We start from the raw sequence: 21,981 nt of genomic DNA on the forward strand, positions 1-21,981 counted from the left end.
GGTATTTGAAATGAAGCTGTGTTAAGCTAGGGTCTGGGGGTCCGTTTTAGGGTCCCCAGACCCTTGGTTTCTGTGGTATTGGTAGCATTAGGATCGTATCATTGGCCGGTGGCACTTAGCTTTGATGATTTCTTGTCCGTTGGGGGATTTAAAATTGCTAAGCAGTGGAGATGTCTTGGAATTGCTCATTTCTTCGGTTAATAGCGCCGGGGATGGGGTTGCAAGGGATGGTGATTTCGTCATATTTGTCCCCTACGCTCTTCCTGGGGAGAGGGTAAGGGTTGAGATCGGTCTGGTTAAGAAGACCTATGCGCGGGCTAGGCTGATTGAGGTGCTCGAGCCCTCAAACAGCAGGGTTATGCCTTCCTGCCCACTTTATGGGCGCTGTGGGGGATGTCAGCTTCAGCATGCGTCTTATGGTATGCAGCTTAAAATTAAAAGCATGACAGTCAAGGACGCCCTTCGTCGTATAGGAGGTCTTTCGGTTGATTCAGTTGAGGAGTGTCAGGCTAGTCCCAAGCGATTTGGTTATCGTAATAAGGCGATAGTCCCGGTTAGGCGTCATGGTTCTGGCGGGGCCATTGGTTTTTATGAGCCCTTTTCTCATAGGGTGGTACCCCTCAGGGGGGATTGTCCTGTGATGTCTAATTCGGTTAATAGGGTTTTGGAGGGGGCGATCAGCTTCTTGACCCCCAGGATTTCGAAGGGGATATTGCCTCCTTACGGAGAGGGCAGGGAGCCATCGGGGCTTATTCGAGAGCTGGTGGTTCGCTCTGGGGAGCGTACCGGGGATGTTGTTTTAAGCCTTGTGATGAGGGGGAAGCCCCGGGGAACGTTCAAGGCAGAGGTGGAGCGGCTGTGGGGGTTTATGAAGGGACTTGGGGTAGGAGGAGTATCGGTATTTTGCAATCGATCGGATGGTAACTTCGTTTGGAACGGTTCCTTCGTGTGGGAGGGAGGGAGCCGTGTTGTTCGGGAGGTTTTTGGCGGTTTGACCCTTTCTTACGATGTGACATCGTTTTTTCAGGTGAACACGTCCCAGGCGGAGGCCATGTTTTGCCACGTAAGAGATCTGGTGGCCTCTGTTGGGGCCGATAATGTGCTAGAGCTTTATTGTGGTGTGGGGAGTCTGACGTGTCTCTTGGCCCAGGGTGGGCATCAGGTTACTGCCGTTGAGGAGTGGCCATATGCGGTGGATCAGCTTAGGGACAATCTGGAGATCAACGGACTTTCCCATAGAGCGAGGCCTTTTTTGGGGGCGGCGGAACTGGTGATAGGTGATTTGGATGGGGGTTTTGATTTGGTGGTGTTGGACCCCCCTAGGGGAGGGTGCGACAGTGCGGTGATTGATGCTATAGCAAAAAAAGGTATAAGACACGTTATATACATTTCCTGCAATCCAGCCACCATGTCCAGGGACCTAAGGCTTCTCGTGGATAATGGGTACTCCATAGCTTCCGTGAGGCCCTTTGATATGTTCCCACAGACCAGCCACGTGGAATGTGTAGCGTTGGTAGAGCGGAAATAGCTTGAGATATGGGGTACCGTGATAAAAGCTGAAAGGCTACCCTAAGAAAAGGCCCCATTCGAAGGGGCTAGTTTAAGAGGGCAATTATGGCCCCTTTCAAGGTTGTGGTTGTGATGATCTATTAATAGTTGTTGGTAAATGTTGACACTTATTCATTGGCGAGAACAGGCATTTTGAAATAGGTTTAGACGCTCGGGAATGCGAAGTGCTACCTGAATAATTGCCCATAGTTATCGTTGTCTGTTTGGAAAATCTTAGCTGATAACCATGGCATTTGTGGGGTGTTGCCTTGCCCCTTGCTGTGGCGATTTTAAGGTTATGCTTTAGTGATCTTCGTTTGTGCTGCCCTGGGGGAAGTTTATCCTCCCCGTGGGGTTTTTGTTCCACGGGAGGACTACCATCGCTTGGGTGGTTGAATGTTGGTAGCATAATTATCCCATTCGGATTTTCCGTGGGGCAATTCGGGGGTTGCAAATACTCAATGGGTTATGTATAATCCCCATCGTGATGCGCGGACATAGCTCAGCTGGTAGAGCATCGGCTTCCCAAGCCGAGGGTCGCGGGTTCGAATCCCGTTGTCCGCTCCATGTTAATTGAGAGGGGCAGTGGTTGCCCCTCTTTTTTGTTTTTTGACATCCCTTAATGAGGAATTTTTTTTATCCCGTTCTCGTTATTTTTTGCACAATTGACTCATGTGGGGTTGTTGTCTAAGATAACACCAAGCTGGGGTTTTATAGCCTTTTACCACTTAGGAGGGGAGGTGTCTTCGTTGAGTGAGAACCTGGCTCAGGAGATTAGGCTTTGTGAGGAGGCCGCCCAGAAGATGGTGGCGGATGCAAAGGCGGAGGCTTCTAAACTAGTTGCGGAGGCCAAGGCCTACGCTTCCAAGTCCGTTAAGGAGGCTTGGCAGAGGCTTTACCGGGAGCACCGGGAGCGTATAGCCAAGGCGGAGAAGGAGGCGGATCTCGTAGCTCAGGGCCTGCTGGAGAAGGGACGCGCCGAGGCGGAGGCCTATTTCGAGAGCAAGAAGGGTTCAGTGCCGTCAGTGGTCTCTTGGGTGGTAGAAGAGGTGATGAGATCTCATGGCCTTGGTTGAAATGGGTAAATACCGTCTTGCCGTGCACTCTGATGCGGCAGAGGCGGTCTTTAGGGAGATCCAACGGTTCGGATTCTGTGAGTGGATCTTGCCGGAAGGGGAGGATGGGGCTGTTAAGGCGGAAGAAGCCAGGGAGCTCCGGGGCATAGACGATCAGCTTGGAGAAGCTCGGTTCGTCATTCGATTCCTTGACGACAAGGCCCAGCAGAAACCAGGAGGGCTTGACAAGGCCCTTGGGAAGTCTCCTGAGCTCACCCTAGACCTTCTTGAGAAGGAAGCGGAGTCAAGGAACTTCCCTAAGACCGCGGAGAAGATCCGGGGGCTTGAGCGTAAGCTTTCAGAGATAAGATCCGAGGAGGCCCGTCTTAGGGGGATAGCAGCCCAGCTTGCACCGGTTGAATCCTTGGAAGTGCCCATATCCATGTTCAACGGGGGCACGTCCATGGCCGAGGCCTACCTGGGATCCATATCTGAGGAGTCTTTCTTTGCCTTCTCAGAGGCCCTTCAAAACCGCTTGGGTGGGGCTGTTGAGGTAATCAAGCTATCGGGTGGCACGGATGGCCAGCTTCTGTGCGCGGTGATCGTGTTGAAATCCCACGCCCAGGTCTTCAAGACGGTGGCCGATGAGATGGGGTTCCAGCGCATGGAACTGCCAAAGGAGCTCACTGGCCTTCCGCAGGAAGAGTTGGCCAAGATAAGGTCTAGGCTGGAGGAGCTGGAAGCGAAGACCAGGGAGATCGAGGATGAGGCCCGGAGCTTGGCCGATGAATCCTTCGCTGATGCGCTCTTTGTCTCCGATTATCTCTCGATACTTAAAGCCCGCAAGGAGGCCATACTCAGGTGCGACTCAACCGGTTTTACCAGGATAGGGGAGTTCTGGATGCCGGTCTCCAAGGAGGCGGACCTCAAAAAGGTGTTGGCCCCATTCGAGTCCCACGTGGACCTTTCGAAGGCAGAAGTGGAGGAGGACGAGTTGCCTCCCACGCTGCTTGAGAACCCATCATGGGCTGCTTCTTGTGAGCCTTTGACCTTGATGTACGGGGTGCCAACTTACGGCGGTGTCGATCCTACCCCCAAGATGGCCCCGTTCTTCTTCCTGTTCTTCGGAATGTGCTTTGGGGATGCGGGGTATGGGTTGATCTTGACCGCCCTTTTCTCTTACTTCCTGGTTAAGCACCGTTTGAGCAGTAACCTGCGCAAGTTCTTCCAGGTCCTAGCCATAGGCAACGTGGCCACGGTGTTCGTTGGCGCTGTTACCGGCTCTTGGTTCGGTAACATGTTTGACGCGTTCTCGTTCCTGCGTTCCGTCAAGCCCATAAAGGATGCCATGCAGGTGCTGGATCCCATGACGGATCCGATTACCTTCCTTGGGATCTCCCTTGCCATAGGGTTCCTGCAGCTTCTCTTCGGTCTTTGGATATCCATGATGGATTCCGTAAGGAAGGGAGACTACTTCGGAGCTGTGGCGGACAAGGGCAGCTGGATCGTGTTCCTTGTGGGACTGGTTTCCTGGGGCTTGGGGGGCAAGATCTCTCCTTTGGTTGCCGCGGTCGGTAAGGTCCTTTCCGCTGTGGGGGCCATTGTCCTGGTGACCACTCAGGGGAGGGACAGGAAGAACATCTTGAGCAGAGCTGTAATAGGGCTCCTTAGCCTCTACAACGTGACTGCCTACCTTGGTGATACCCTGAGTTACAGCCGTCTGCTGGCGTTGGGTTTGTCATCCGCCGCCATAGGCATGATAGTGAACCTCCTATGTACTTTGGTGGTGGGTGTGCCGTACGTGGGGTGGCTTCTGGCGCTGGTCATATTCGTTGGGGGACATCTTTTCAGCGTGGCGGCCAACATACTCGGGGCCTTCATTCACTCCCTGAGGCTTCAGTACGTTGAGTTCTTCAGCAAGTTCTACGAGGCCAACGGAAGGGCTTTTACCCCCTTCTCCTGTTCCACCAGCTACGTGAGGTTGTCGGACACCGAAAATCCGGCTTAGCCTCATAAAACTTGATCAAGACGAAGGAGGATGTTCAGAATGAATTCCATCATTTCCACCATGGCTGATCAGCTCGGACCGGTTCTTGCTATGTTTGGTGCCGCTTTGGCTGCCGGAGTGGCCGGTTGCGGTTCCGCCAAGGGCATAGGGATAGCCAACGAGGCGGCGGCGGGCATCATGACCGAGGATCCCAAGAAGTTCGGCTTGGCCTTGATCCTCTTGGCCTTGCCGGGCACCCAGGGTATCTACGGTCTTCTGACCGCCTTCTTCGCCATCCAAAAGGCGGGCCTTTTGGGCGGTGCCCCGGTTCACGTTACCATATGGCAGGGGCTTGGCATATTCTCCGCTTGCATCCCCATCGCCTTGGCGGGGTACCTATCCGCGGTCTTCCAGGGTAAGTCTTCAGCCGCTACCATACTGATGATATCCAAGAGACCGGAGGAGATAGGTAAGGCGGTCATACTGCCTGCAATGGTGGAGACTTACGCAGTTTTGGCACTCCTCATGAGCATAATCCTGCTCAACAGCGTCAAAATAGGTTAGAGAGAAGAGGGTTCCGGATATGGCTTTGGCGGACATTAAAGCCAAGATAGAGGCCGATGCTAAGGAACAGGCGGAGGCCATTCTAAGGCGGGCGAGGGAACAGGCGGAGGAGATACGCAGGGAGGCCCAGCGCGAGGCGGAGGAGATAAAGCGCTCCTTCGATGAGAAGTTCGCCAAGGAGGCCCCGGAGATCTCAAAGCGCCGGGAGGCAGTTGCTCGGCTTGATGTGGAAAAGGAGATGCTCAACGCGAAGCGGCGGCTCATCGCTATGGTTTTCGATGAGGCCTTTAAGGCCATGTCCTCCATGGACAAGACCAAGAAGGAGGCACTGGTTGAGAAGCTGCTTCTCAGTGCCGTGGAAGATGGGGATGAAACGGTTGTGGTTGGGCCCTCCGAGGATCTCATCAACGAACAGTGGCTGGAGGAGTTTAACTCAAAGCATCAAAAATCCCTAAAACTTTCTCCCCAGAGGGATCCGTCCGTTAAAGGAGGTTTTCTCCTTGAGCGGGGTAGGGTGGTTACCAACTGCACGTGGGATATGCTGCTCAAGGTTTTTCAGGAGGACCGGGAATCAGAAGTGGTGAGGCAGCTCTTTGCCGACCGCTGATTGGGAGGTGGTGCGTATGGCTGTCCAGGGGGCTTATGGATACGTAGTTGCCCGCCTCCGTGCGATGGAACATCGTTTCCTGGATGCCTCTTTCATCAACAAGCTTGTGGAGAGCGATGATGTTCAGAGTTCTCTCAAGCTTTTGGGCGACACCATCTATGGGCAGTTCCTGTCCTCCCAGAGGTCGGACAGGTTCGACGAGGCCTTGGAGTCGGCGTTGCTTGATTCGTACCTCGAGGTGAGAGGTTTCGTCCCGGACGTGGCGTTGGTGGATGTTAACAGGCTCTACTACGATATCCATAACGTCAAGGTGGTTGTAAAGAGCGCCATACTGAGCAAGAGGGGTGGCAAGAAGCGGTGGGATCTAATGACCTCCTTGGGGTCTGTCCCGGTGGACGACCTATTGGAGGCGGTGGAGTCCGATGACTACAGAATGCTCCCCTTGGGGCTGGGAGAGGTGATCCAGGGGTGTTTCGCCGTCTTTGAACAGACCGGAGACCCCATGGATGTGGAGTCCCTCCTCGACAGGTACTACTTCCAAATTCTGGAAGAGGTGGTGAAAGAGACCTCTCTTGCGGGCCTTTCGGATTGGGTTAAGGAAAAGGTTGACGGGGAAAACCTGAGGACCTTATTCCGCCTTAAGAGGATGGGTTTCGACTCCCAGATGGTACTTCCGTTCCTCTATCCGGGGGGCAAGCTGGATCGGTCGGACCTCATTAGTCTCCTTAGCGAGCCCGTTAGCGCGTGGAGCCGGGTACTTTACTGTACCTCTTTCAGCCAGCTCTTCAGTGCCATAGGGGATCAGATGTCTCTAGAGGAGGCTATGCCGCTTCTTGAGAAGGCCTTGGATGATCACTTCTCCGCCTACTGGAACAGGTATAGGTATGTAATAGATGCTCCGGAGAACGTGCTCGCCTTCTTGTGGGGTAAGGAGATGGAGGTCAAGAACGTAAGGATGATCCTCGTCTCCAAGGCGACCAACTATGACAAGGAGAGGGTTAGGAGGCTGTTGCGCCATGGATACCCATAGGAACCTTAAGGGCATAGGGGCCTTAGGGGATTACGAAAGCGTCCTCCCCTTCCAGGCCATAGGCTTGGATGCCGTGGTGGTTTCCCCTGATGCGGACGATGAGGAAGTGCGTTCTGCGGTTCATCGTTTTAGGACCGGAGGCTTCGCCATCCTCTTCGTCACCGAGCGCGTCTACATGAGCCATCGGGACTTCTTGGACGAGATAAACGATACCGAAGATCTTACGGTGGTACCTATACCGGGCATAGGGGGCTCCATGGGCCTTGGTATGCAGTCGGTGCGCAAGTGCGTCGAACGAGCGGTGGGAATGGACATATTCGCCGTCCAATAGGTCACCTTAAAAAAGTTTTTCTGGGGGCGATATTAGTGGCTGAGAAGAGGACCGTGAAGGGTTATATATCTAAGATATCAGGCCCTCTCGTCGTGGCCTCCGGCATGGGCGGAGCGTGCATGTACGACGTGGTAAGGGTTGGGAACATGGGGCTTGTGGGCGAGATAATAGAGCTCAAGGGTGATACCGCCTCCATACAGGTCTACGAGGAGACCTCTGGGCTTATGCCTGGCGAGCCTGTGGTCAGCACTGGTGAACCTCTTAGCGTGGAGCTGGGGCCTGGGCTCATTGAGCAGTTTTACGATGGAGTTCAGCGCCCGCTTAACAGCATAGAAGAGGTCGCCAAGAGCCCCTATATATCCAGGGGCATAGCGGTTCCTGCTATAAGCAGGAGCAAGCGTTGGACCTTCGAGCCCAAGGCTAAAGAGGGCGACCAGGTGGGGTCCGGAGATGTTTTGGGCACCGTTAAGGAGACGGTCTTGGTAGAGCACCGGATACTGGTCCCCTATGGGGTATCGGGGAAGCTGGTTTCCATAAAAGCCGGGGACTTTACGGTGGAAGATGTGGTTGCGGTCATACGGACCGACGATGGGGATGTAGAAGTAAGGATGCTCCAGCGTTGGCCTGTCCGAATCCCTAGGCCTGTGGCTAAGCGTCTTCCTCCGGATACGCCGCTCAGCACTGGACAGAGGGTTGTGGATACCCTATTCCCGATAGCTCGGGGCGGTACCGCCTGTGTTCCCGGCCCCTTCGGATCAGGCAAGACGGTCATTCAGCACCAGCTCGCCAAGTGGGCGGATGCGGAGATAGTGGTGTACATAGGCTGTGGGGAGCGTGGCAACGAGATGACCGACGTGCTTCTTGAGTTCCCCGAGCTTGAGGACCCACGCTCCGGACAGCCTCTGATGAAGCGTACGGTGCTCATAGCCAATACTTCCAACATGCCGGTGGCAGCCCGGGAGGCTTCGATATACACCGGCATAACCATAGCGGAGTATTACAGGGATATGGGGTACTCGGTGGCCCTCATGGCGGATTCCACCAGCCGTTGGGCAGAGGCCCTTCGTGAGATATCAGGGCGCTTGGAGGAAATGCCAGGCGAGGAAGGCTATCCGGCGTACTTGGGTACACGGCTTGCATCCTTCTACGAGAGGGCGGGCAGGGCCATATGCCTTGGCAACGACGGAAGGGAAGGGGCAGTGTCCATAATAGGCGCAGTCTCTCCTCCTGGCGGTGACCTATCAGAACCAGTTACGCAGAACACCCTCCGGGTTACCAAGGTGTTCTGGGGGCTTGATGCTAACTTGGCATATCAGCGGCATTTCCCCGCGATAAACTGGCTTACCAGTTACTCCTTGTACGCCGAAAAGCTTGGAGAGTATTGGGACAACCTCTACGATGGAGAGTGGAGCTCCTACAGGACCGAGGCCATGGGCATACTGGAGGACGAGGATCGCCTAAAGGAGATCGTGAGGCTCGTCGGCATAGATTCCCTCTCGAAAGAGGAACGCATGACCTTGGAGACTGCTAAGTCACTGAGGGAGGACTTCCTCCATCAGAATGCCTTCCACGAGATAGATACCTATGCCTCGATGGATAAGCAGTTCAAGATGTTGAGGAACATCCTGACCTTCCATCACCTTGCCATGGAGGTGTTAAGGCGGGGAGCCCTTCTAAAGGACGTGTTAGAGCTCCCGATAAGGGAGGAGATCGCCAGGATGAGGTATCTGGACGAGAAGGAGCTTGCTAAGCTGGACGAGCTGGAGGATAGGATAAAGGAAGTATTGGGGCAGCTTACCGCCAATGGAGGTGATGAGGATGTTGCCTAAGGAGTATCGCACAATCTCCGACCTCTCTGGACCTCTGTTGGTGGTGGAGAAGGTCCAGGATGTCCGGTACGACGAGCTAGTTGAGATATCCCTGGCCAATGGTGAAAAGCGCCGTGGAAGGGTCTTGGAGATAACCACTGACAAAGCCCTGGTTCAGGTCTTCGAGGGAACCACTGGTATTGATACGGAGAGCACCAAGGTTAGGTTCCTCGGTAAGGTCCTTACGCTTCCAGTGAGTGGCCAGATGTTGGGCCGGATATTCAATGGTCGTGGTGAGCCCATAGATGGAGGAGCCCCTATAATCCCAGAGGCATCCTTGGACATAAACGGGTTTCCCATGAACCCCTATTCCAGGGACTATCCCTCTGAGTTTATTCAGACCGGCATATCTACTATAGACGGGATGAACCCCCTGGTTAGGGGTCAGAAGCTCCCGATATTCTCTGGCAGTGGGCTTCCCCACAACCGGATGGCCGCCCAGATAGCCCGTCAGGCCACGGTTATCAGCGGTCATGAGGCGTTCGCGGTGGTCTTCGCCGCGATGGGCATAACCTTTGAAGAGGCCACGTTCTTCATGGATGACTTCCGGAAGACCGGAGCCATCGAGAGAACGGTTATGTTCGTCAACCTGGCGGACGACCCGGCCATAGAGCGAATAACCACTCCCCGTCTAGCTCTCACGTGTGCGGAGTACCTGGCATTTGAGAAGAACATGCACGTGCTGGTCATCCTTACGGACTTGACCAACTATTGCGAGGCTCTGAGAGAGATATCAGCGGCTCGTAAAGAGGTCCCGGGTCGGAGAGGTTACCCTGGATATCTCTATACAGACCTTGCCACCATGTACGAGAGGGCGGGCCGTCTCCGCGGTAAGGCTGGGTCGATAACTCAGCTTCCGATACTCACCATGCCTGAAGATGATAAGACCCACCCGATACCGGACCTAACCGGGTACATAACTGAAGGCCAGATAATCTTGAGCCGGGGGTTGCATCGGAAGGGCATATACCCCCCTGTGGACGTGATGCCGTCCCTTTCCCGTCTTAAGGACAAGGGTATAGGCAAGGGCAAGACCCGCGAGGATCATGCGGACCTGATGAACCAGCTTTTCGCCGCCTATGCAAGGGGTAAGGAGGCCAAGGAGCTGGCGGTCATACTCGGCGAAGGAGCCCTTACTGACGAGGACAAGGCCTTTGCCAAGTTCGCTGATGCCTTTGAAGACAGGTACGTGAGACAGGGTGAGTATGAGAACAGGACCATAGAGGAAACCCTTGCCCTTGGTTGGGATCTCCTGTCCATGATACCGGTCAAGGAGTTGAAGCGAGTCAGAGACGCTTATATTGAGAAGTACCTGAACCCAATACTTGCGGAAAAGGGAAAGAAAGAGCAAGTTGGGCAGGGAGTTTAAGGGGGCCTTCCCATGGCCAAGGCTTTAAACGTAAACCCCAACCGGATGGAGCTTTCCAGGCTGAAAAAACGCCTGGTGGTGGCCAAAAGGGGACATAAGTTGCTTAAGGATAAACAGGATGCCCTTATAAAGGAGTTCCTTCAGAGGGCGAGGGATCTCAAAAACCTCCGGGAGGAGGTTGAGGGGGAGCTAAGGGTTTGCTACCAGAGCTTTCTCTTGGCAAGGTCTCAATCCCTTCCGTCCTTGTTGGAGCAAGCCCTTTTGCTATCCAGTGGTGGGCTGGGGGTTGAAGAGAAGAGGAAGAACGTTATGAGCGTTAGCATACCGCTATACACTCTCTCTGAGCGGGCGGTGGGGCTTACCTACGGTCTTCTAACCTCTTCTGGGAGCTTGGATGTTACCCTGGAGAAGTTCGAGTCCCTGCTGCCTAAACTGGTCCGATTGGCTGCGGAGGAAAAGGCTTTGCGGCTTATGGCCAAGGAGATAGAAAAGACCAGGCGGCGGGTAAACGCACTGGAGTACGTCCTGATCCCCAGCTTCATAGAGACCATAAAGAACATATCCATGAAGTTGGATGAGATGGAGAGGGCTACCCTGGGGCGGCTTATGCGTATTAAGGAGATAGTCAGATCACATTAAGGACCATGTGTTGGGCGTGTCTCGGAGGGCTATCTCTCCAAGACACGCCCGTGAGCTTTATGGAGGTATATGGTGATGATCGCTGAGAATCTGTTGCCCTTTGAGGGTATAATGCCAGAGGTTCATGAGGATGCCTTTGTGGCTCCAACAGCTTGCCTGATAGGTAAGGTTAAGGTAGGCAAGGGAGCAAGTGTTTGGCATCATGCTGTTTTGAGAGGTGACCTCAACCGGATAGAGATAGGGGATAGGTCTAACATACAGGACGGTTGTATAGTTCACGTTACCGACCAGCTACCTGTGGTTGTAGAAGAGGACGTGACCGTCGGCCACGGTGCCATACTTCACGGTTGTACCATAAAGAGAGGTTGCCTTATAGCCATGCGGGCCACCGTTCTAGATGGTGCGGTTATAGGGGAAGGTTCCGTAATAGCCGCCGGAGCCATAGTCCCAGAGGGGGTTAACATACCGCCGGGGAGTGTGGTAATGGGCATTCCAGGCAAAGTTGTAAGGGAGGTAAGGGAGAAGGACAGGGAAAAACTGGCGTTCCTGTCCTCCTCTTACGTCGAACTATCTTCTCGTTACAAGGGTCTGCGGTAGAGGAAGGGACCTGCGGATTCAAACCCTATGTTTTTGTAGTCGAATATCTGCTCAGTAGATCCTGTCATGAGATATCCGCCAGGGCGAAGGGCCTCAAAGAACTTCCTGTAAAGGAGGCTCTTCGTCTCTGGGGAGAAATATATGACCACGTTTCTGCACAGGATCACGTCGAAGTTCTTGTCGAACGGATCCTTTATGAGGTTTTGTTGCTTGAAAACCACCCGGTCTTTTACTTCCTGTTTCACCTGAACCGTGTTTGAGTCTATTTCCGTGAAGTACTTTTTAAGCCAATCAGTAGGAGCGTTAAGTAGCTGCCTCTTTTGATAAATGCCCTTTTGGGCTATGGCTATAGCACCTCTATCTATGTCGCTAGCTAATACCGGCTGAGCGTTCATTACCCCGGTCTCGATTGCAAGAATCGCTAGAGAGTAGGGTTCCTCCCCTGTGGCGCAGCCGGCGCTCCATAGCTTCACCTTTTTCTGCCCCGTCTCCTTGAATATCGATGGGATGACCTTGTCTCTTAGATCCCACCACCTGGCGGGGTTCCTGAAAAACTCCGACACGTTTATGGTGAGGTAGTCCAAGAACTCCCTTAGTTTCTCTTCTTTGGAGGCCATCATGTTGAAGTATTCGTCGTACGATTTCACGCCCCATCGCTGCATAAGCATGTGCACCCGCCGGTGTATTTGGTACTTGTAGGCGTTAAGGTCCACACCGGTTAGGTCTTGAACTTTCTTCTTGAAGGTTTCATATTCTGGGGGGGCAGGATAAGGTCTTTCGTCAATGGATATGGCGAACAACCCCTTTCTTTGGTGGTATGCTTTATAGCCTCCATTGGGCATATTGTACTTAGCAAGAGGTTGTGTAGCAACAGGACATTATTTGTCATATCACAATAAAATCTGGCAGCATCTATGGACATTCGATGTAATGTGTAATAAACTTTCTGGGCTTGGGGAGTACCACATCCAGTCGCTGCCTTTTAGGTAGAGGAAAGTCCGGGCTCCGTAGGGCAGGATGCTGGAGAAATTCCAGTGAGCGCGAGCTCAAGGATAGCGCCACAGAAAATATACCGCCTCTTGTGTGAGGTAAGGGTGAAAAGGCGGGGTAAGAGCCCACCAGCCGGCGGGTGACCGTCGGGCTTGGCAAGCCCCATCCGGAGCAAGGCCGAATAGGGGGGGATGACGTGGCCCGCGGACCCCCGGGTACGGCCGCTTGAGCGCCTCCGCAAGGAGTGCGTCAGAGAAATGACTGGACTTAGACAAAACCCGGCTTACGGGGTGCTCCCCAAGGACCTGCTCAGGGTTTCCTGCATCTAACGTATTATATCAAATGGGTCCAAAGCCTCATAATGGTTTTGGGCCTTGTCTTTATTTGTTTGGCCTTTGGTGGTAAAAAGTGGTAGTAAGTGGTTTAAGGGGGATGATCGTGGCTTGTTAGTGGGAACCTATGATCATCGGATGGATTCAAAGGGGCGCCTTGTGCTCCCATCCAGGTTCAGGGATGAGCTGGGAGATCGTCTCGTGGCCACGGTGGGAATAGATTCCTGCGTATCCATATACGGGCTTCCGGGTTGGAGGTCATTTTTTGAAAAGCTTAGCGCCCTCTCGTCCGCCAGGGCGGGCTGCAGGGATGTCAAACGGCTTCTCATGGCTTCTGCAGTGGAAATAGATGTGGACTCGATGGGGCGGGTGCTTATCCCGCCCTTTCTGAGGGAGCATGCTTCTCTGAATAGGGAGATATCCGTCATAGGGGTTGGGGATCACGTGGAGATTTGGGATAAGGAGTTATGGGAGGCAAGGAGGTTGCAGATAATCTCCGAACTTCCTGCCATCATGGAAGGGGTTGGGGGGCTTTGATGGTACACGTTCCGGTCATGTTGAATGAGGTGCTCCATATGCTTAGCCCCTTTGAGGATGTTGAGCTTGTGGTGGACGGAACCCTGGGGGCAGGGGGGCATTCGATGGCCATATTGGAGAACTGCCCTAACGCTTTCTTGATTGGCATAGATCAGGATGAATCCATATTAGCTATAGCCAAGGATAGGCTGTCTGCTTTCAAGGATAGGGTTTATTTTGCTTTGGGTAACTTCAGGGATATAAGATCCATACTTTCTGATGCGGGCTTTGATAGCGCACAAGTGTTTCTGTTTGACCTGGGCATATCTTCGCTTCAGGTCGATTCCCCAGAGAGGGGCTTTTCCTTTAATTACAACGGACCCCTTGACATGCGTATGGACATGGGGAGGGTTTGTTCTTCCCTTACCGCGGCCGATATTGTAAATACATGGTCCCCTGCGGAGCTTACCATGTTGTTTAGACGGTATGGGGAGGATCCCTTCGCTTTCCAAGTGGCCAGAGCTATATGCCGGCGTAGGGAGAAGGACGGTCCCATAATGACCTGTGAGGAGCTTGTGGAGGTGATAAGGTCTGCCGTCCCAGCTCCAGCCCAGAGAAAGATGCGGGGGCATCCAGCTAGACGTATATTCCAGGCCTTAAGGATTCAGGTGAATGATGAGATGGGAGCCCTTGAGGACCTCCTCGATGAGCTACCCCAGATAACAAGAAGAGGTGGCAAGGTGATTTTTATAACCTACCATTCTCTGGAGGACAGGATGGTTAAGAGGAACATGAGGAGCTGGGCAGAAGCGGGGCTTGGCAAACCCATGACCTCACGCCCCCTGGTGCCGTCGGAGGAGGAACTGGAGCTTAACCGTAGGTCTAGGAGTGCAAAGGTGAGGGGTTTCTTGTTTACGCCTTGAGGTGTTGGATTGGTAGATTGTTAACGTGATGAGAGGAGGCGTCCAGCGTGTCCCTTCCCAGACATGAAAGCCCCCATAGGATTAGTCCATCATGCCTTTTCGCTGTGATGGTAATGGCGTTTTTTGCGGTATTCCTTGGAGGAGTCAGGCTTTATTCCCTTTACTTAGAATACCGGTTGTCTGACATAAACTCTAAGATAGAGTTTGAAATGAGCAGGAAGGTGCAGCTGGAGATAAAAATGGCATCCATGCTTTCTCCCGAGAGGATATACGTCAACGCTAAAAATAAATTTGGGATGAAGCCTCGTAGCTCCTTCCAAACCATAAGGATTGCAGGGGGGGCAGGAGAATCTTGGGTTGCAGGAAAAGGTCTGCAAGACTCTTTGGACACAAGGGAAGGTAAAACCGCGAGGAGGCCCATAGTACCTCCAGCCTTATTCGATATGGCGGGAGCAGCCCATGCCAAAGAGTAGCAGATCTGGATACACCAGGCGGCAAAGCCAGTGGATAGCGCTGGCGGCCGCCTTTCTAGTGATTGGAATTAACCTTGTTAGGGTTCACCTGTTCCCAGATCCTAGGGTATCATCTCAGGCTTCTAAGCAGTATTGGGCGCAAGTACCAATAAGCACTTCCAGGGGAGGGATATTTGATAGAAATGGTATCCCGCTAGCTCTTTCCGTCCCCGCGGAGAGTTTCTTTATAGATCCCCTCTATTGGAATCCCTCAAACGCCGTTATGCTTCGTGGGCTGCTGGATCAAAAGGAGCTTCTCCGTTTCCAGAAGCCCCTCCAAGGGAGGTTTGTGTGGGTTCGCCGGAAGGTCGATCAATCCCTTGCCCAAACTTATCTGGCAAGGGACATTCCTGGGCTTTTTTCCATAAGAGAGAGCGCCAGGGTATACCCTCATGGGCATCTTGGAGCTCACGTTTTAGGCTTCTGCGATCTGGATGACAACGGGTTGGCGGGGATAGAAAGGGCTTGGAACAACGTTTTGTTTTCTCCGCAACAGACCAGATTGCTTGCCCGAGATGCCAAGGGTAAGCTTCTTGATATAGTGGGCAACAGCTCTGATGAAAACTACGTAGGGGCTGGGAATATCTATCTTTCGATAGATTCTAGGATACAGCAGATCTTGGAGGAAAACCTGACCGTGGGAGTTCAAGAGGCTAGTGCTGCCTGGGGGGCCGCGGTTTGTTTGAATCCTAACGACGGATCAATCCTTGGTTTGGCCAGTTACCCAACCTTTAATCCCAATGATAGGGGCTCGTTTTCCAACCAGGAAGCATTGCGCAATAACGTGGTGGCCAGGGTCTATGAGCCTGGTTCCACGTTTAAGCCTCTGGTCATGGGACTTGCCATGGAGGAGGGATTGGTGAGCGGATCTGACAGGTTTTCCTGTTCAGGTAGTGTGAGAATCGCTGACCACATTATAAGGGATGTCAAGAAGGGTGGGCACGGCGTAGAGGACCCCAAGAAGATACTTGTTAACTCCTGTAACGTTGGGATGGCGTTGATAGGTGTTAGGTTTCACGTTTTTCGCTTCTATCAGGGTCTTAGGTCTTTGGGATTCGGTCAGAGGACCGGGATAGATTTGGCCGGTGAGGAAGCGGGGCTCATGCAGCCCCCCGAGAGATGGTTAGGGGTAGTTCCTGCTAACGTTGCAATAGGGCAGGGGGTGGGAGTTACCCCTATTCAGCTGGTTTCTGCCATAGCCGCTATTGCGAACGGAGGGCACCTGCTAAAGCCATATGTGGTAAGAGAGGTTAGGGATGACAAAGGAAACGTGATATACAGAGGTAAGAGGACTCCGAAGTCCGCTGTTTTTTCCCCAGGGATTGCCTCATACCTTAGGGATAGCATGAGAGAGGTGGTTAAAACAGGTACTGGCAAGGAGGCAGACACCCCCCTTGAGGAGGTGGCAGGGAAGACTGGGACCGCCCAGGTGGCCTCAGGGGGTACCTATACCAAGGGACGTTATGTGGCCTCTTTCGTCGGTTTTTGGCCTTATAAGAAGCCCAGATACGTCTTGCTAGTGGTCATAGGAGAGCCCAAGGGAGGCCGATTCTACGGCGGAGAACTTGCAGCGCCGGTCTTTAAGAATATAGTGGAGGCGATATCCCTTCTGCCTAGAGTTGGCAAGGACTGAGGATGCTCCATCCATCGGTTAAAAGAAAAACATACTGAAATAATCCCGGGCAGGTGATGCATGTTGAAGCTTAGAGAGTTTTTGAACTTGATTAGCCAAGAGCCGGATTTTGTATCTGTGATTGTAAGAGATGAGTCCACCTTGGATAGAGAGGTATGTGATGTTGCATCGGATACCTATAGCGTAAGAGATGGATCTATCTTCGTGTGTGTTAAGGGAAGCAGGTATGACGGGCACAGCTTTGCGAGGGATGCGGTAAGGTCGGGGGCGGTTGCGTTATGCGTGCAAAACCCCATTGACGACATCCAGGTCCCTCAAGTGGTCTCTTCAAACCCAAGGTCTTTCATGGGTAGGTTGGGGGCTGTGTTGTACGGTTGGCCCTCTAAGCAGCTTAAGATGGTGGGAGTGACAGGTACCAACGGCAAAACCACCACCACGTACATGATAAGGTCAATATTCGATAAGTCGGGCATGAAAACCGGCCTTTTGGGGACTATATTTTACTGCGATGGCATATCGTTTGAGTATGCTGATAGGACAACCCCAGAGGGCAGCGGCATTCAGATGTTCCTTAAGAGGATGAGGGACAACGGCTGCCATGCCTGTGTCATGGAGGCCTCTTCTCATGGATTGGAGCAGGGAAGGCTGGAAGGGTGCCTTTTTGACGGGGCGGTTTTTACGAACCTTACCCCTGAACACCTGGACTTCCATGGTAGCCTGGATTCTTATTTTCATGCAAAACGAAAACTGTTTGATTGTTATATGAAAGATGGCTGGGTTGGGGCTTCAAACGCGTATGATACATGGGGTAAGAGGCTGCTGGAAGAGTACGGCGGAAACATGAATGGATATGCGGTTATAGGTGTAAACGAACCCCCTATCAAGGGTGTTTGGTGTGGCAGGGTCGTATCCTATGGTCTTGATGGCATGACTCTGGACGTGTTCGATCCCCAATGTCAGATGTTCATTGATAAGCTTCCTGTTCCCCTGATAGGTGAATATAACGCTCAGAACGCCATGGGAGCCATTGCTCTTTGTGCTTCCCTGGGTATAGACGCCTCTTCCATAAGGAGAGGTATTACCTCGATGCCCCAGGTTCCAGGTAGGCTGGAGACTTACCGATTCCCTAACAACGTGGTGGCGGTGATCGATTATGCCCATACGCCAGATGGGCTGGAGAAGGTGTTGACAGCCCTTAAAAAGGTCTGTGCCGGAAAGCTATGGGCAGTATTTGGCCATGGGGGGGAGAGAAGCAGGGAGCATAGGCCTAAACTAGGAGCGGTTGCCTCTTCTTTGGCGGACAGGGTGGTTATAACGATGGACAATCCAAGGAGCGAGGATCCAGAGGATATAGCCCGGCAGATAGAGTCGGGAATGGTGAAACCAAAGGACGGGTTTGCCCATTGGGTTATAATAAACCGCTCTGAGGCCATAAGGTTTGCGATGGATAACGCTGCCCCTGGAGATTTGGTGGCTATAACGGGTAAGGGACCGGAACGGTTCCTTATATTTGCAGATCGCAAAGAGCCCTTCGAAGACCGTTTAGAGTTGATAACCTGGGGAAGGGAGCGTTTTGGTCCCCTAGAGTGGGATGTCTAGGTGAAGGATGTTTTGTATGCCATCCCAAGGTGCCAAGGGGTGTCTGTTTGTATTTAAGTTAAAATTTTCATAAAGACAGGGGATTTGATATTTATGTCCGGTGGGGATTTTCTTACCCTTGGGGATATAGCGAGGTTATCTGCTGGAACTCTGATAGGCCCTGATGTGTCCTTGCCAAGGGGCATTTCGATTGATAGCAGGGATGTAAAAAGTGGAGATTTGTTCGTTGCCATTGAGGGCAATAGGACTGACGGGCACAAGTACGTGTCTCAGGCGTTCAAGAGTGGGGCGTCTTGTGCTTTGGTAAAACGGTCTAAGCTGGATATAGTAAAAGCCCCTATGGGGTGCAGCATCGTAGCGGTTGATGATACAGAGAAAACCTTGGCTCTGGCAGCCAGGGAGTGGCTGGACAGGGTCTCTCCAAGGGTTATAGGGATTACTGGATCAGTCGGTAAGACCACTACCAGAGAGGTCATGTTGGCCGCCATGAAGGGTATAGGGCCTGCTCATAGTGCCCCTAAGAGTTACAACACGATGATAGGGGCATCTCTCACCGTTTTATCCATGCCTAGGGATTGCAGGTTCCTTGTCTTAGAGTACGGAACCAGCAGTTTCGGTGAGATATCATCCCTGGTGAACGTGTTCCCGCCTAACGACATGATAATAACGGAGGTTCGCCCTGCCCATCTGGAGGGGTTGGGAAGCCTTGAGGGAGTTTTAAGGGCTAAACTGGAGATATTGGAGTCCCCGAGGGGGGAATTTTTGTCTTATAACGCCGATAACGACCTCCTGTGGAATGCCTTTAGTAGCGGTATAGGTGATGGGAATGGCTTGGAGGTAGTGTCTGTTGGGACCAGTAGGGGAGACGTGAGGATTGAACATCGTGAGATCCTGTGGTCTTGTGATGGCCCTAGGCTCTTCATGGTGGTCTCCTATGGTGGGGAAAGAGTGGAAATATCCTCCGGATTGTGGCTTCTTCACAATGCCTACTCTCTAGCCTTCGCTTGGCTCATGGCAAAGCGAAACAGGGGGGAGGACTCTTTTGTAAATTTAGCCAGCTCGTTAACTCCATTCTCGGGAAGAGGCGATGTGATTAGGACGAGCGGCGGAGGGTGGATGATTAACGAATCCTATAACGCAAACCCAGCGTCCATGAGTGCCGCCATAGATAACTTGATGGATCTTGCGCAAAAGGCCAATCTCCGACCGCAAGCGATCTTAGGGGGCATGTTGGAGCTGGGAGCGGAATCCGATCACTGGCATGCCTTGATGGTGGATAAGCTGCGGGGGTTGAAAGAGCTGGATAAGGTGGTATTTGTTGGTAGGGAATGGTCAAAGTGTGCTCTCCCTGACAGTGCAATTTGGGTGAATAGCTTGGAGGACGTTTTAGAACTTCCCCTTGACATGGGAGATGGGACCTTAACCTTGATCAAGGGATCTAGGGGATATGGCCTTGATGGATTTGTTAAGGTTAAGTCCAGATAGCTTTTGTGATGAAGGGTGGCGGTATATTGTCTTTTGATGATGCTATTAAATTAGCCCCCATGTGGATCTTTGTCTTGACTTTCCTATCTCAGGTGTTGGCACAAGAAGGCTGGGTGCGGTTTATGGCCCAGTTTAAAATAAAGCAAAACGTCAAGGAATACGGTCCAGAGGGGCATGCGGTAAAGGTGGGCACTCCATCCATGGGCGGGGTTGTGTTCCCACTCTGTATAGTCGTTGTTTTGCCATTTTGTGGGAGTGATACTTTGAAGTTGTTTTCCCTCCCGCTTCTGGCTTCGGTGGTTGGTTATCTGGATGACCATGCTAAGGTGGTTAAAGGGTCTGGAGATGGCCTTAGCAGCCTTCAAAAACTTGGGCTTCAGGTGGCTTTGTCCATGCCTTGGTGTGTATGGGTATCCATGGGTGAGGGGATCAGCCTTTGGTCTGGAATGAGGGTTGCGGGATATTTTGCGATACCATTGCTTCTCTTTTTGAGCGTAGGTCTTCAAAACGCGGTGAACGTTACCGATGGTTTGGATGGCCTTGCGGCGGGGGCTATGGCCATATCTGTGCTGGGTTTTATCCCTTTTCTGGTTGATAATCCCATGGGGCTTGCTTTTGTGGCTGCATTGCTGGCGGTTTGCCTGGCCTTTCTTTGGCACAATTCTCATCCTGCCAGGGTTTTTATGGGAGATGGTGGTGCTCACTTCCTTGCCGGGTCTCTCTTGGTGCTGGGTGTTATATCCGGCAGGCTCTGGCTTGTGTTCCCCATGGGTTTCCTATTTGGGGTTGAAATCCTTTCCGTGGCAATTCAGATATTAGCAATAAGAAAATTTGGGCGTAAGGTCTTCAGGATGAGTCCTATTCATCATCACTTTGAGCTGATTGGGTGGCCAGAGACCAGGATAGTGACTAGGTTTTGGTTGGTTCATGTGTTCGGGATGGTGGCTTTGGTTATGATCGCCGCTGTTTTTGGGGAGGGCATGTTAGGTTGAAAAATTTGCTTCGCGATTGGACTGGAAAGGCTGTAACGATAATAGGGGGCGGGCTTAGCGGTGTTGCCTTGGCAAGGCTCGCCAAGGAGGCGGGAGCAAGGGTTTTCGTATCGGACGCTGCCAAGATCAAGGATGATCGGCTCTCGGATATGAAAGCCATGGGCATAGCCTTTGAGGAGGAGGGGCACACGGAGAGGCTTTTTGAGGCAGATGCTCTGGTGTTAAGTTCCGGAATAGCTCCAACATCGCCGGTGCTTTCCCTTGCTAGAGATAAGGGGATACCTGTTGTTGGAGAGCTGGATTTTGTGGCTCCCTTTTTGGACGTACCGGTTATTGCTGTAACAGGGAGTAACGGCAAGACCACTACCACGGGGATGTTGGGGCACTTCTTTTCCTCTTTGGGACTTAAGGTGGTTACTGCGGGGAACATTGGTAACCCGATCGCCCTGGTCCCCGTATGCTTTTCTGACTCCCAGGTGGTTGTTGCGGAGGTGAGCAGTTTTCAGCTCTTTTGGTGCTCTAGTGCCACCTTTGTGGGCAGTGTTGTGACCAACATAGCGCCTGATCACATTGACTGGCATGGATCATTCGAAAATTACGTGGCATCCAAGAAAAGGGCTATGGAGAGGACTATGCTTTCTGGTTTCTCTATTATACAACGCTCGGATGCGAACATCTTGGGAGCCTCGGGGTTATCTCATAAGGTGTTAACCTTGACATGGGGTCATGCCCTAGGGGAACAGGACGTATGTTTGGATGATGATGCCAAGGAGGCCAGGATGATCCTCGATGGCCAGCCTATAAGGCTTTTCCGATTTGAAGAGGTAAAGCTGCTGGGTAAACATAACCTCGAGAATGCCGCCATGGCATTGGCGTCTGCAGCTATGTTCCTTCGTCGCCCTGTCTCTGGAGAGGAGGTTAATATAGCCGGTTTTAAAGCACCGCCTCACCGTTGTGAGCTCGCAGGAGTAGTGAATGGAGTTATCTTCGTGGACGATTCTAAGGGTACCAACGTTGCTGCCACTGTCACTGCCTTAAAGAGCTTAAAGTGTCCTGGCAATGGAAGGAAGATAATACTCCTTGGAGGCCGCGGCAAGGGGGAAACTTATGAACTGCTTGCCAGGGCGGTATTGGAGGAGTGTTACCACGCGGTTTTATATGGGGAAGAGGGGATGGCTATCGGGGCTGCCCTCTCAAAGGCGGGGTTTTCTAATTGGGTATATGTCAATGATCTAAACGATGCTGTAAATAAGGCCTATGAGTTAGCAAGGCCCAATGACATGGTGCTCCTGTCTCCCGCATGCACAAGCTGGGACCAGTATTCAAGCTATAAAGAGCGTGGAGATCACTTTAAACGTTTAGTGGCCTCCCTTGCTAGCTTAAACTAAAGGGCTTTTGAGGGGT

General features: G+C 52.5%; 20 protein-coding genes, 1 tRNA gene, 1 other RNA gene and 1 pseudogene. 22 read left to right on the forward strand and 1 reads right to left on the reverse strand.

Annotated features, from left to right (window positions below; genetic code table 11):
- Positions 1 to 175: 175 nt before the first annotated feature.
- The 12 genes from rlmD to THEVEDRAFT_RS04270 all read left to right on the forward strand — a co-directional run bounded on the left by rlmD (position 176) and on the right by THEVEDRAFT_RS04270 (position 11,595).
- Positions 176 to 1,528 (forward strand): 23S rRNA (uracil(1939)-C(5))-methyltransferase RlmD, encoded by a 1,353-nt coding sequence (rlmD, locus tag THEVEDRAFT_RS04215; protein ID WP_006583474.1) that lies wholly within the window; start codon positions 176 to 178, stop codon positions 1,526 to 1,528.
- A gap of 511 nt (positions 1,529 to 2,039) precedes the next feature.
- A tRNA-Gly gene (locus tag THEVEDRAFT_RS04220) sits at positions 2,040 to 2,115 on the forward strand.
- 173 nt (positions 2,116 to 2,288) lie between these two features.
- Positions 2,289 to 2,624, forward strand: coding sequence for a hypothetical protein (locus THEVEDRAFT_RS04225; RefSeq protein ID WP_245522733.1), 336 nt, complete (start codon positions 2,289 to 2,291; stop codon positions 2,622 to 2,624).
- A complete protein-coding gene (locus THEVEDRAFT_RS04230; protein ID WP_006583476.1) occupies positions 2,611 to 4,611 on the forward strand; it encodes a V-type ATP synthase subunit I in 2,001 nt (666 codons plus the stop codon). The genes THEVEDRAFT_RS04225 and THEVEDRAFT_RS04230 overlap by 14 nt, the downstream gene beginning before the upstream one ends.
- 39 nt (positions 4,612 to 4,650) lie before the next feature.
- Positions 4,651 to 5,154, forward strand: a complete 504-nt coding sequence (locus tag THEVEDRAFT_RS04235) for a V-type ATP synthase subunit K (RefSeq protein WP_006583477.1) — start codon at positions 4,651 to 4,653, stop codon at positions 5,152 to 5,154.
- A gap of 19 nt (positions 5,155 to 5,173) precedes the next feature.
- Positions 5,174 to 5,761, forward strand: coding sequence for a V-type ATP synthase subunit E (locus tag THEVEDRAFT_RS04240; protein ID WP_006583478.1), 588 nt, complete (start codon positions 5,174 to 5,176; stop codon positions 5,759 to 5,761).
- 16 nt (positions 5,762 to 5,777) lie between these two features.
- The gene (locus THEVEDRAFT_RS04245; protein WP_006583479.1) at positions 5,778 to 6,791 is read left to right on the forward strand and encodes a V-type ATPase subunit; all 1,014 of its coding nucleotides are present in this window, start codon (positions 5,778 to 5,780) and stop codon (positions 6,789 to 6,791) included.
- Positions 6,778 to 7,122: a V-type ATP synthase subunit F gene (locus THEVEDRAFT_RS04250; protein WP_006583480.1), complete on the forward strand. Its 345-nt coding sequence runs from the start codon at positions 6,778 to 6,780 to the stop codon at positions 7,120 to 7,122. The genes THEVEDRAFT_RS04245 and THEVEDRAFT_RS04250 overlap by 14 nt, the downstream gene beginning before the upstream one ends.
- Positions 7,123 to 7,157: 35 nt before the next feature.
- On the forward strand, positions 7,158 to 8,951 hold the full coding sequence (locus THEVEDRAFT_RS04255) for a V-type ATP synthase subunit A (protein ID WP_006583481.1): 1,794 nt from the start codon (positions 7,158 to 7,160) through the stop codon (positions 8,949 to 8,951).
- Complete coding sequence (locus tag THEVEDRAFT_RS04260) at positions 8,941 to 10,359, forward strand: V-type ATP synthase subunit B (RefSeq protein ID WP_006583482.1); 1,419 nt, start codon at positions 8,941 to 8,943, stop codon at positions 10,357 to 10,359. Before THEVEDRAFT_RS04255 ends, THEVEDRAFT_RS04260 begins: the two co-directional genes overlap by 11 nt.
- Before the next feature lie 12 nt (positions 10,360 to 10,371).
- Positions 10,372 to 10,998: a V-type ATP synthase subunit D gene (locus tag THEVEDRAFT_RS04265; RefSeq protein ID WP_006583483.1), complete on the forward strand. Its 627-nt coding sequence runs from the start codon at positions 10,372 to 10,374 to the stop codon at positions 10,996 to 10,998.
- Between the two features lie 75 nt (positions 10,999 to 11,073).
- The gene (locus tag THEVEDRAFT_RS04270; protein WP_006583484.1) at positions 11,074 to 11,595 is read left to right on the forward strand and encodes a gamma carbonic anhydrase family protein; all 522 of its coding nucleotides are present in this window, start codon (positions 11,074 to 11,076) and stop codon (positions 11,593 to 11,595) included.
- Here THEVEDRAFT_RS04270 and THEVEDRAFT_RS04275 read toward each other — a convergent pair.
- Positions 11,577 to 12,395: a CheR family methyltransferase gene (locus tag THEVEDRAFT_RS04275; protein WP_006583485.1), complete on the reverse strand. Its 819-nt coding sequence runs from the start codon at positions 12,393 to 12,395 to the stop codon at positions 11,577 to 11,579. The genes THEVEDRAFT_RS04270 and THEVEDRAFT_RS04275 overlap by 19 nt on opposite strands.
- A gap of 156 nt (positions 12,396 to 12,551) precedes the next feature.
- Here THEVEDRAFT_RS04275 and rnpB point away from each other — a divergent pair.
- From rnpB to murD, 10 genes and pseudogenes are all read left to right on the forward strand, one after another.
- Positions 12,552 to 12,886: RNase P RNA component class A (rnpB, locus tag THEVEDRAFT_RS09260), an RNA gene on the forward strand.
- Positions 12,887 to 13,034: 148 nt separating this feature from the next.
- A complete protein-coding gene (mraZ, locus tag THEVEDRAFT_RS04280; protein ID WP_245522735.1) occupies positions 13,035 to 13,454 on the forward strand; it encodes a division/cell wall cluster transcriptional repressor MraZ in 420 nt (139 codons plus the stop codon).
- Positions 13,454 to 14,356 carry a 16S rRNA (cytosine(1402)-N(4))-methyltransferase RsmH gene (gene rsmH / locus THEVEDRAFT_RS04285; RefSeq protein ID WP_006583487.1) on the forward strand — a complete coding sequence of 301 codons (903 nt, stop codon included), beginning with the start codon at positions 13,454 to 13,456 and terminating at the stop codon, positions 14,354 to 14,356. Before mraZ ends, rsmH begins: the two co-directional genes overlap by 1 nt.
- Before the next feature lie 47 nt (positions 14,357 to 14,403).
- Positions 14,404 to 14,829, forward strand: coding sequence for a hypothetical protein (locus tag THEVEDRAFT_RS04290; protein ID WP_006583488.1), 426 nt, complete (start codon positions 14,404 to 14,406; stop codon positions 14,827 to 14,829).
- Positions 14,816 to 15,280, forward strand: a pseudogene (locus tag THEVEDRAFT_RS09855) (peptidoglycan D,D-transpeptidase FtsI family protein); the annotation flags it as partial. The gene THEVEDRAFT_RS04290 and the pseudogene THEVEDRAFT_RS09855, both read left to right, overlap by 14 nt.
- Before the next feature lie 90 nt (positions 15,281 to 15,370).
- Positions 15,371 to 16,501, forward strand: a complete 1,131-nt coding sequence (locus tag THEVEDRAFT_RS04295; RefSeq protein ID WP_245522756.1) for a peptidoglycan D,D-transpeptidase FtsI family protein — start codon at positions 15,371 to 15,373, stop codon at positions 16,499 to 16,501.
- A gap of 87 nt (positions 16,502 to 16,588) precedes the next feature.
- Positions 16,589 to 18,100, forward strand: a complete 1,512-nt coding sequence (locus tag THEVEDRAFT_RS04300) for a UDP-N-acetylmuramoyl-L-alanyl-D-glutamate--2,6-diaminopimelate ligase (RefSeq protein WP_245522736.1) — start codon at positions 16,589 to 16,591, stop codon at positions 18,098 to 18,100.
- A gap of 165 nt (positions 18,101 to 18,265) precedes the next feature.
- Positions 18,266 to 19,585 carry a UDP-N-acetylmuramoyl-tripeptide--D-alanyl-D-alanine ligase gene (locus THEVEDRAFT_RS04305; protein ID WP_245522737.1) on the forward strand — a complete coding sequence of 440 codons (1,320 nt, stop codon included), beginning with the start codon at positions 18,266 to 18,268 and terminating at the stop codon, positions 19,583 to 19,585.
- 122 nt (positions 19,586 to 19,707) lie between these two features.
- Complete coding sequence (gene mraY, locus THEVEDRAFT_RS04310; RefSeq protein ID WP_245522757.1) at positions 19,708 to 20,577, forward strand: phospho-N-acetylmuramoyl-pentapeptide-transferase; 870 nt, start codon at positions 19,708 to 19,710, stop codon at positions 20,575 to 20,577.
- Positions 20,578 to 20,582: 5 nt separating this feature from the next.
- Positions 20,583 to 21,965, forward strand: coding sequence for a UDP-N-acetylmuramoyl-L-alanine--D-glutamate ligase (murD, locus tag THEVEDRAFT_RS04315; protein ID WP_040825721.1), 1,383 nt, complete (start codon positions 20,583 to 20,585; stop codon positions 21,963 to 21,965).
- The last annotated feature ends 16 nt before the right edge of the window (positions 21,966 to 21,981 follow it).

The organism is Thermanaerovibrio velox DSM 12556 (assembly GCF_000237825.1).
Classification (GTDB): Bacteria; Synergistota; Synergistia; order Synergistales; family Synergistaceae; genus Thermanaerovibrio; species Thermanaerovibrio velox.

Excerpts from the sequence above, each read along its gene's own strand:
- THEVEDRAFT_RS04260 (WP_006583482.1), top strand. The coding sequence starts at position 8,941 with ATGTTGCCTAAGGAGTATCGCACAATCTCCGACCTCTCTGGACCTCTG.
- THEVEDRAFT_RS04240 (WP_006583478.1), top strand. The coding sequence starts at position 5,174 with ATGGCTTTGGCGGACATTAAAGCCAAGATAGAGGCCGATGCTAAGGAA.
- THEVEDRAFT_RS04250 (WP_006583480.1), top strand. The coding sequence starts at position 6,778 with ATGGATACCCATAGGAACCTTAAGGGCATAGGGGCCTTAGGGGATTAC.
- mraY (WP_245522757.1), top strand. The coding sequence starts at position 19,708 with ATGGCCCAGTTTAAAATAAAGCAAAACGTCAAGGAATACGGTCCAGAG.
- THEVEDRAFT_RS04270 (WP_006583484.1), top strand. The coding sequence starts at position 11,074 with ATGATCGCTGAGAATCTGTTGCCCTTTGAGGGTATAATGCCAGAGGTT.
- THEVEDRAFT_RS04235 (WP_006583477.1), top strand. The coding sequence starts at position 4,651 with ATGAATTCCATCATTTCCACCATGGCTGATCAGCTCGGACCGGTTCTT.
- rsmH (WP_006583487.1), top strand. The coding sequence starts at position 13,454 with ATGGTACACGTTCCGGTCATGTTGAATGAGGTGCTCCATATGCTTAGC.
- THEVEDRAFT_RS04230 (WP_006583476.1), top strand. The coding sequence starts at position 2,611 with ATGGCCTTGGTTGAAATGGGTAAATACCGTCTTGCCGTGCACTCTGAT.
- THEVEDRAFT_RS04265 (WP_006583483.1), top strand. The coding sequence starts at position 10,372 with ATGGCCAAGGCTTTAAACGTAAACCCCAACCGGATGGAGCTTTCCAGG.
- THEVEDRAFT_RS04245 (WP_006583479.1), top strand. The coding sequence starts at position 5,778 with ATGGCTGTCCAGGGGGCTTATGGATACGTAGTTGCCCGCCTCCGTGCG.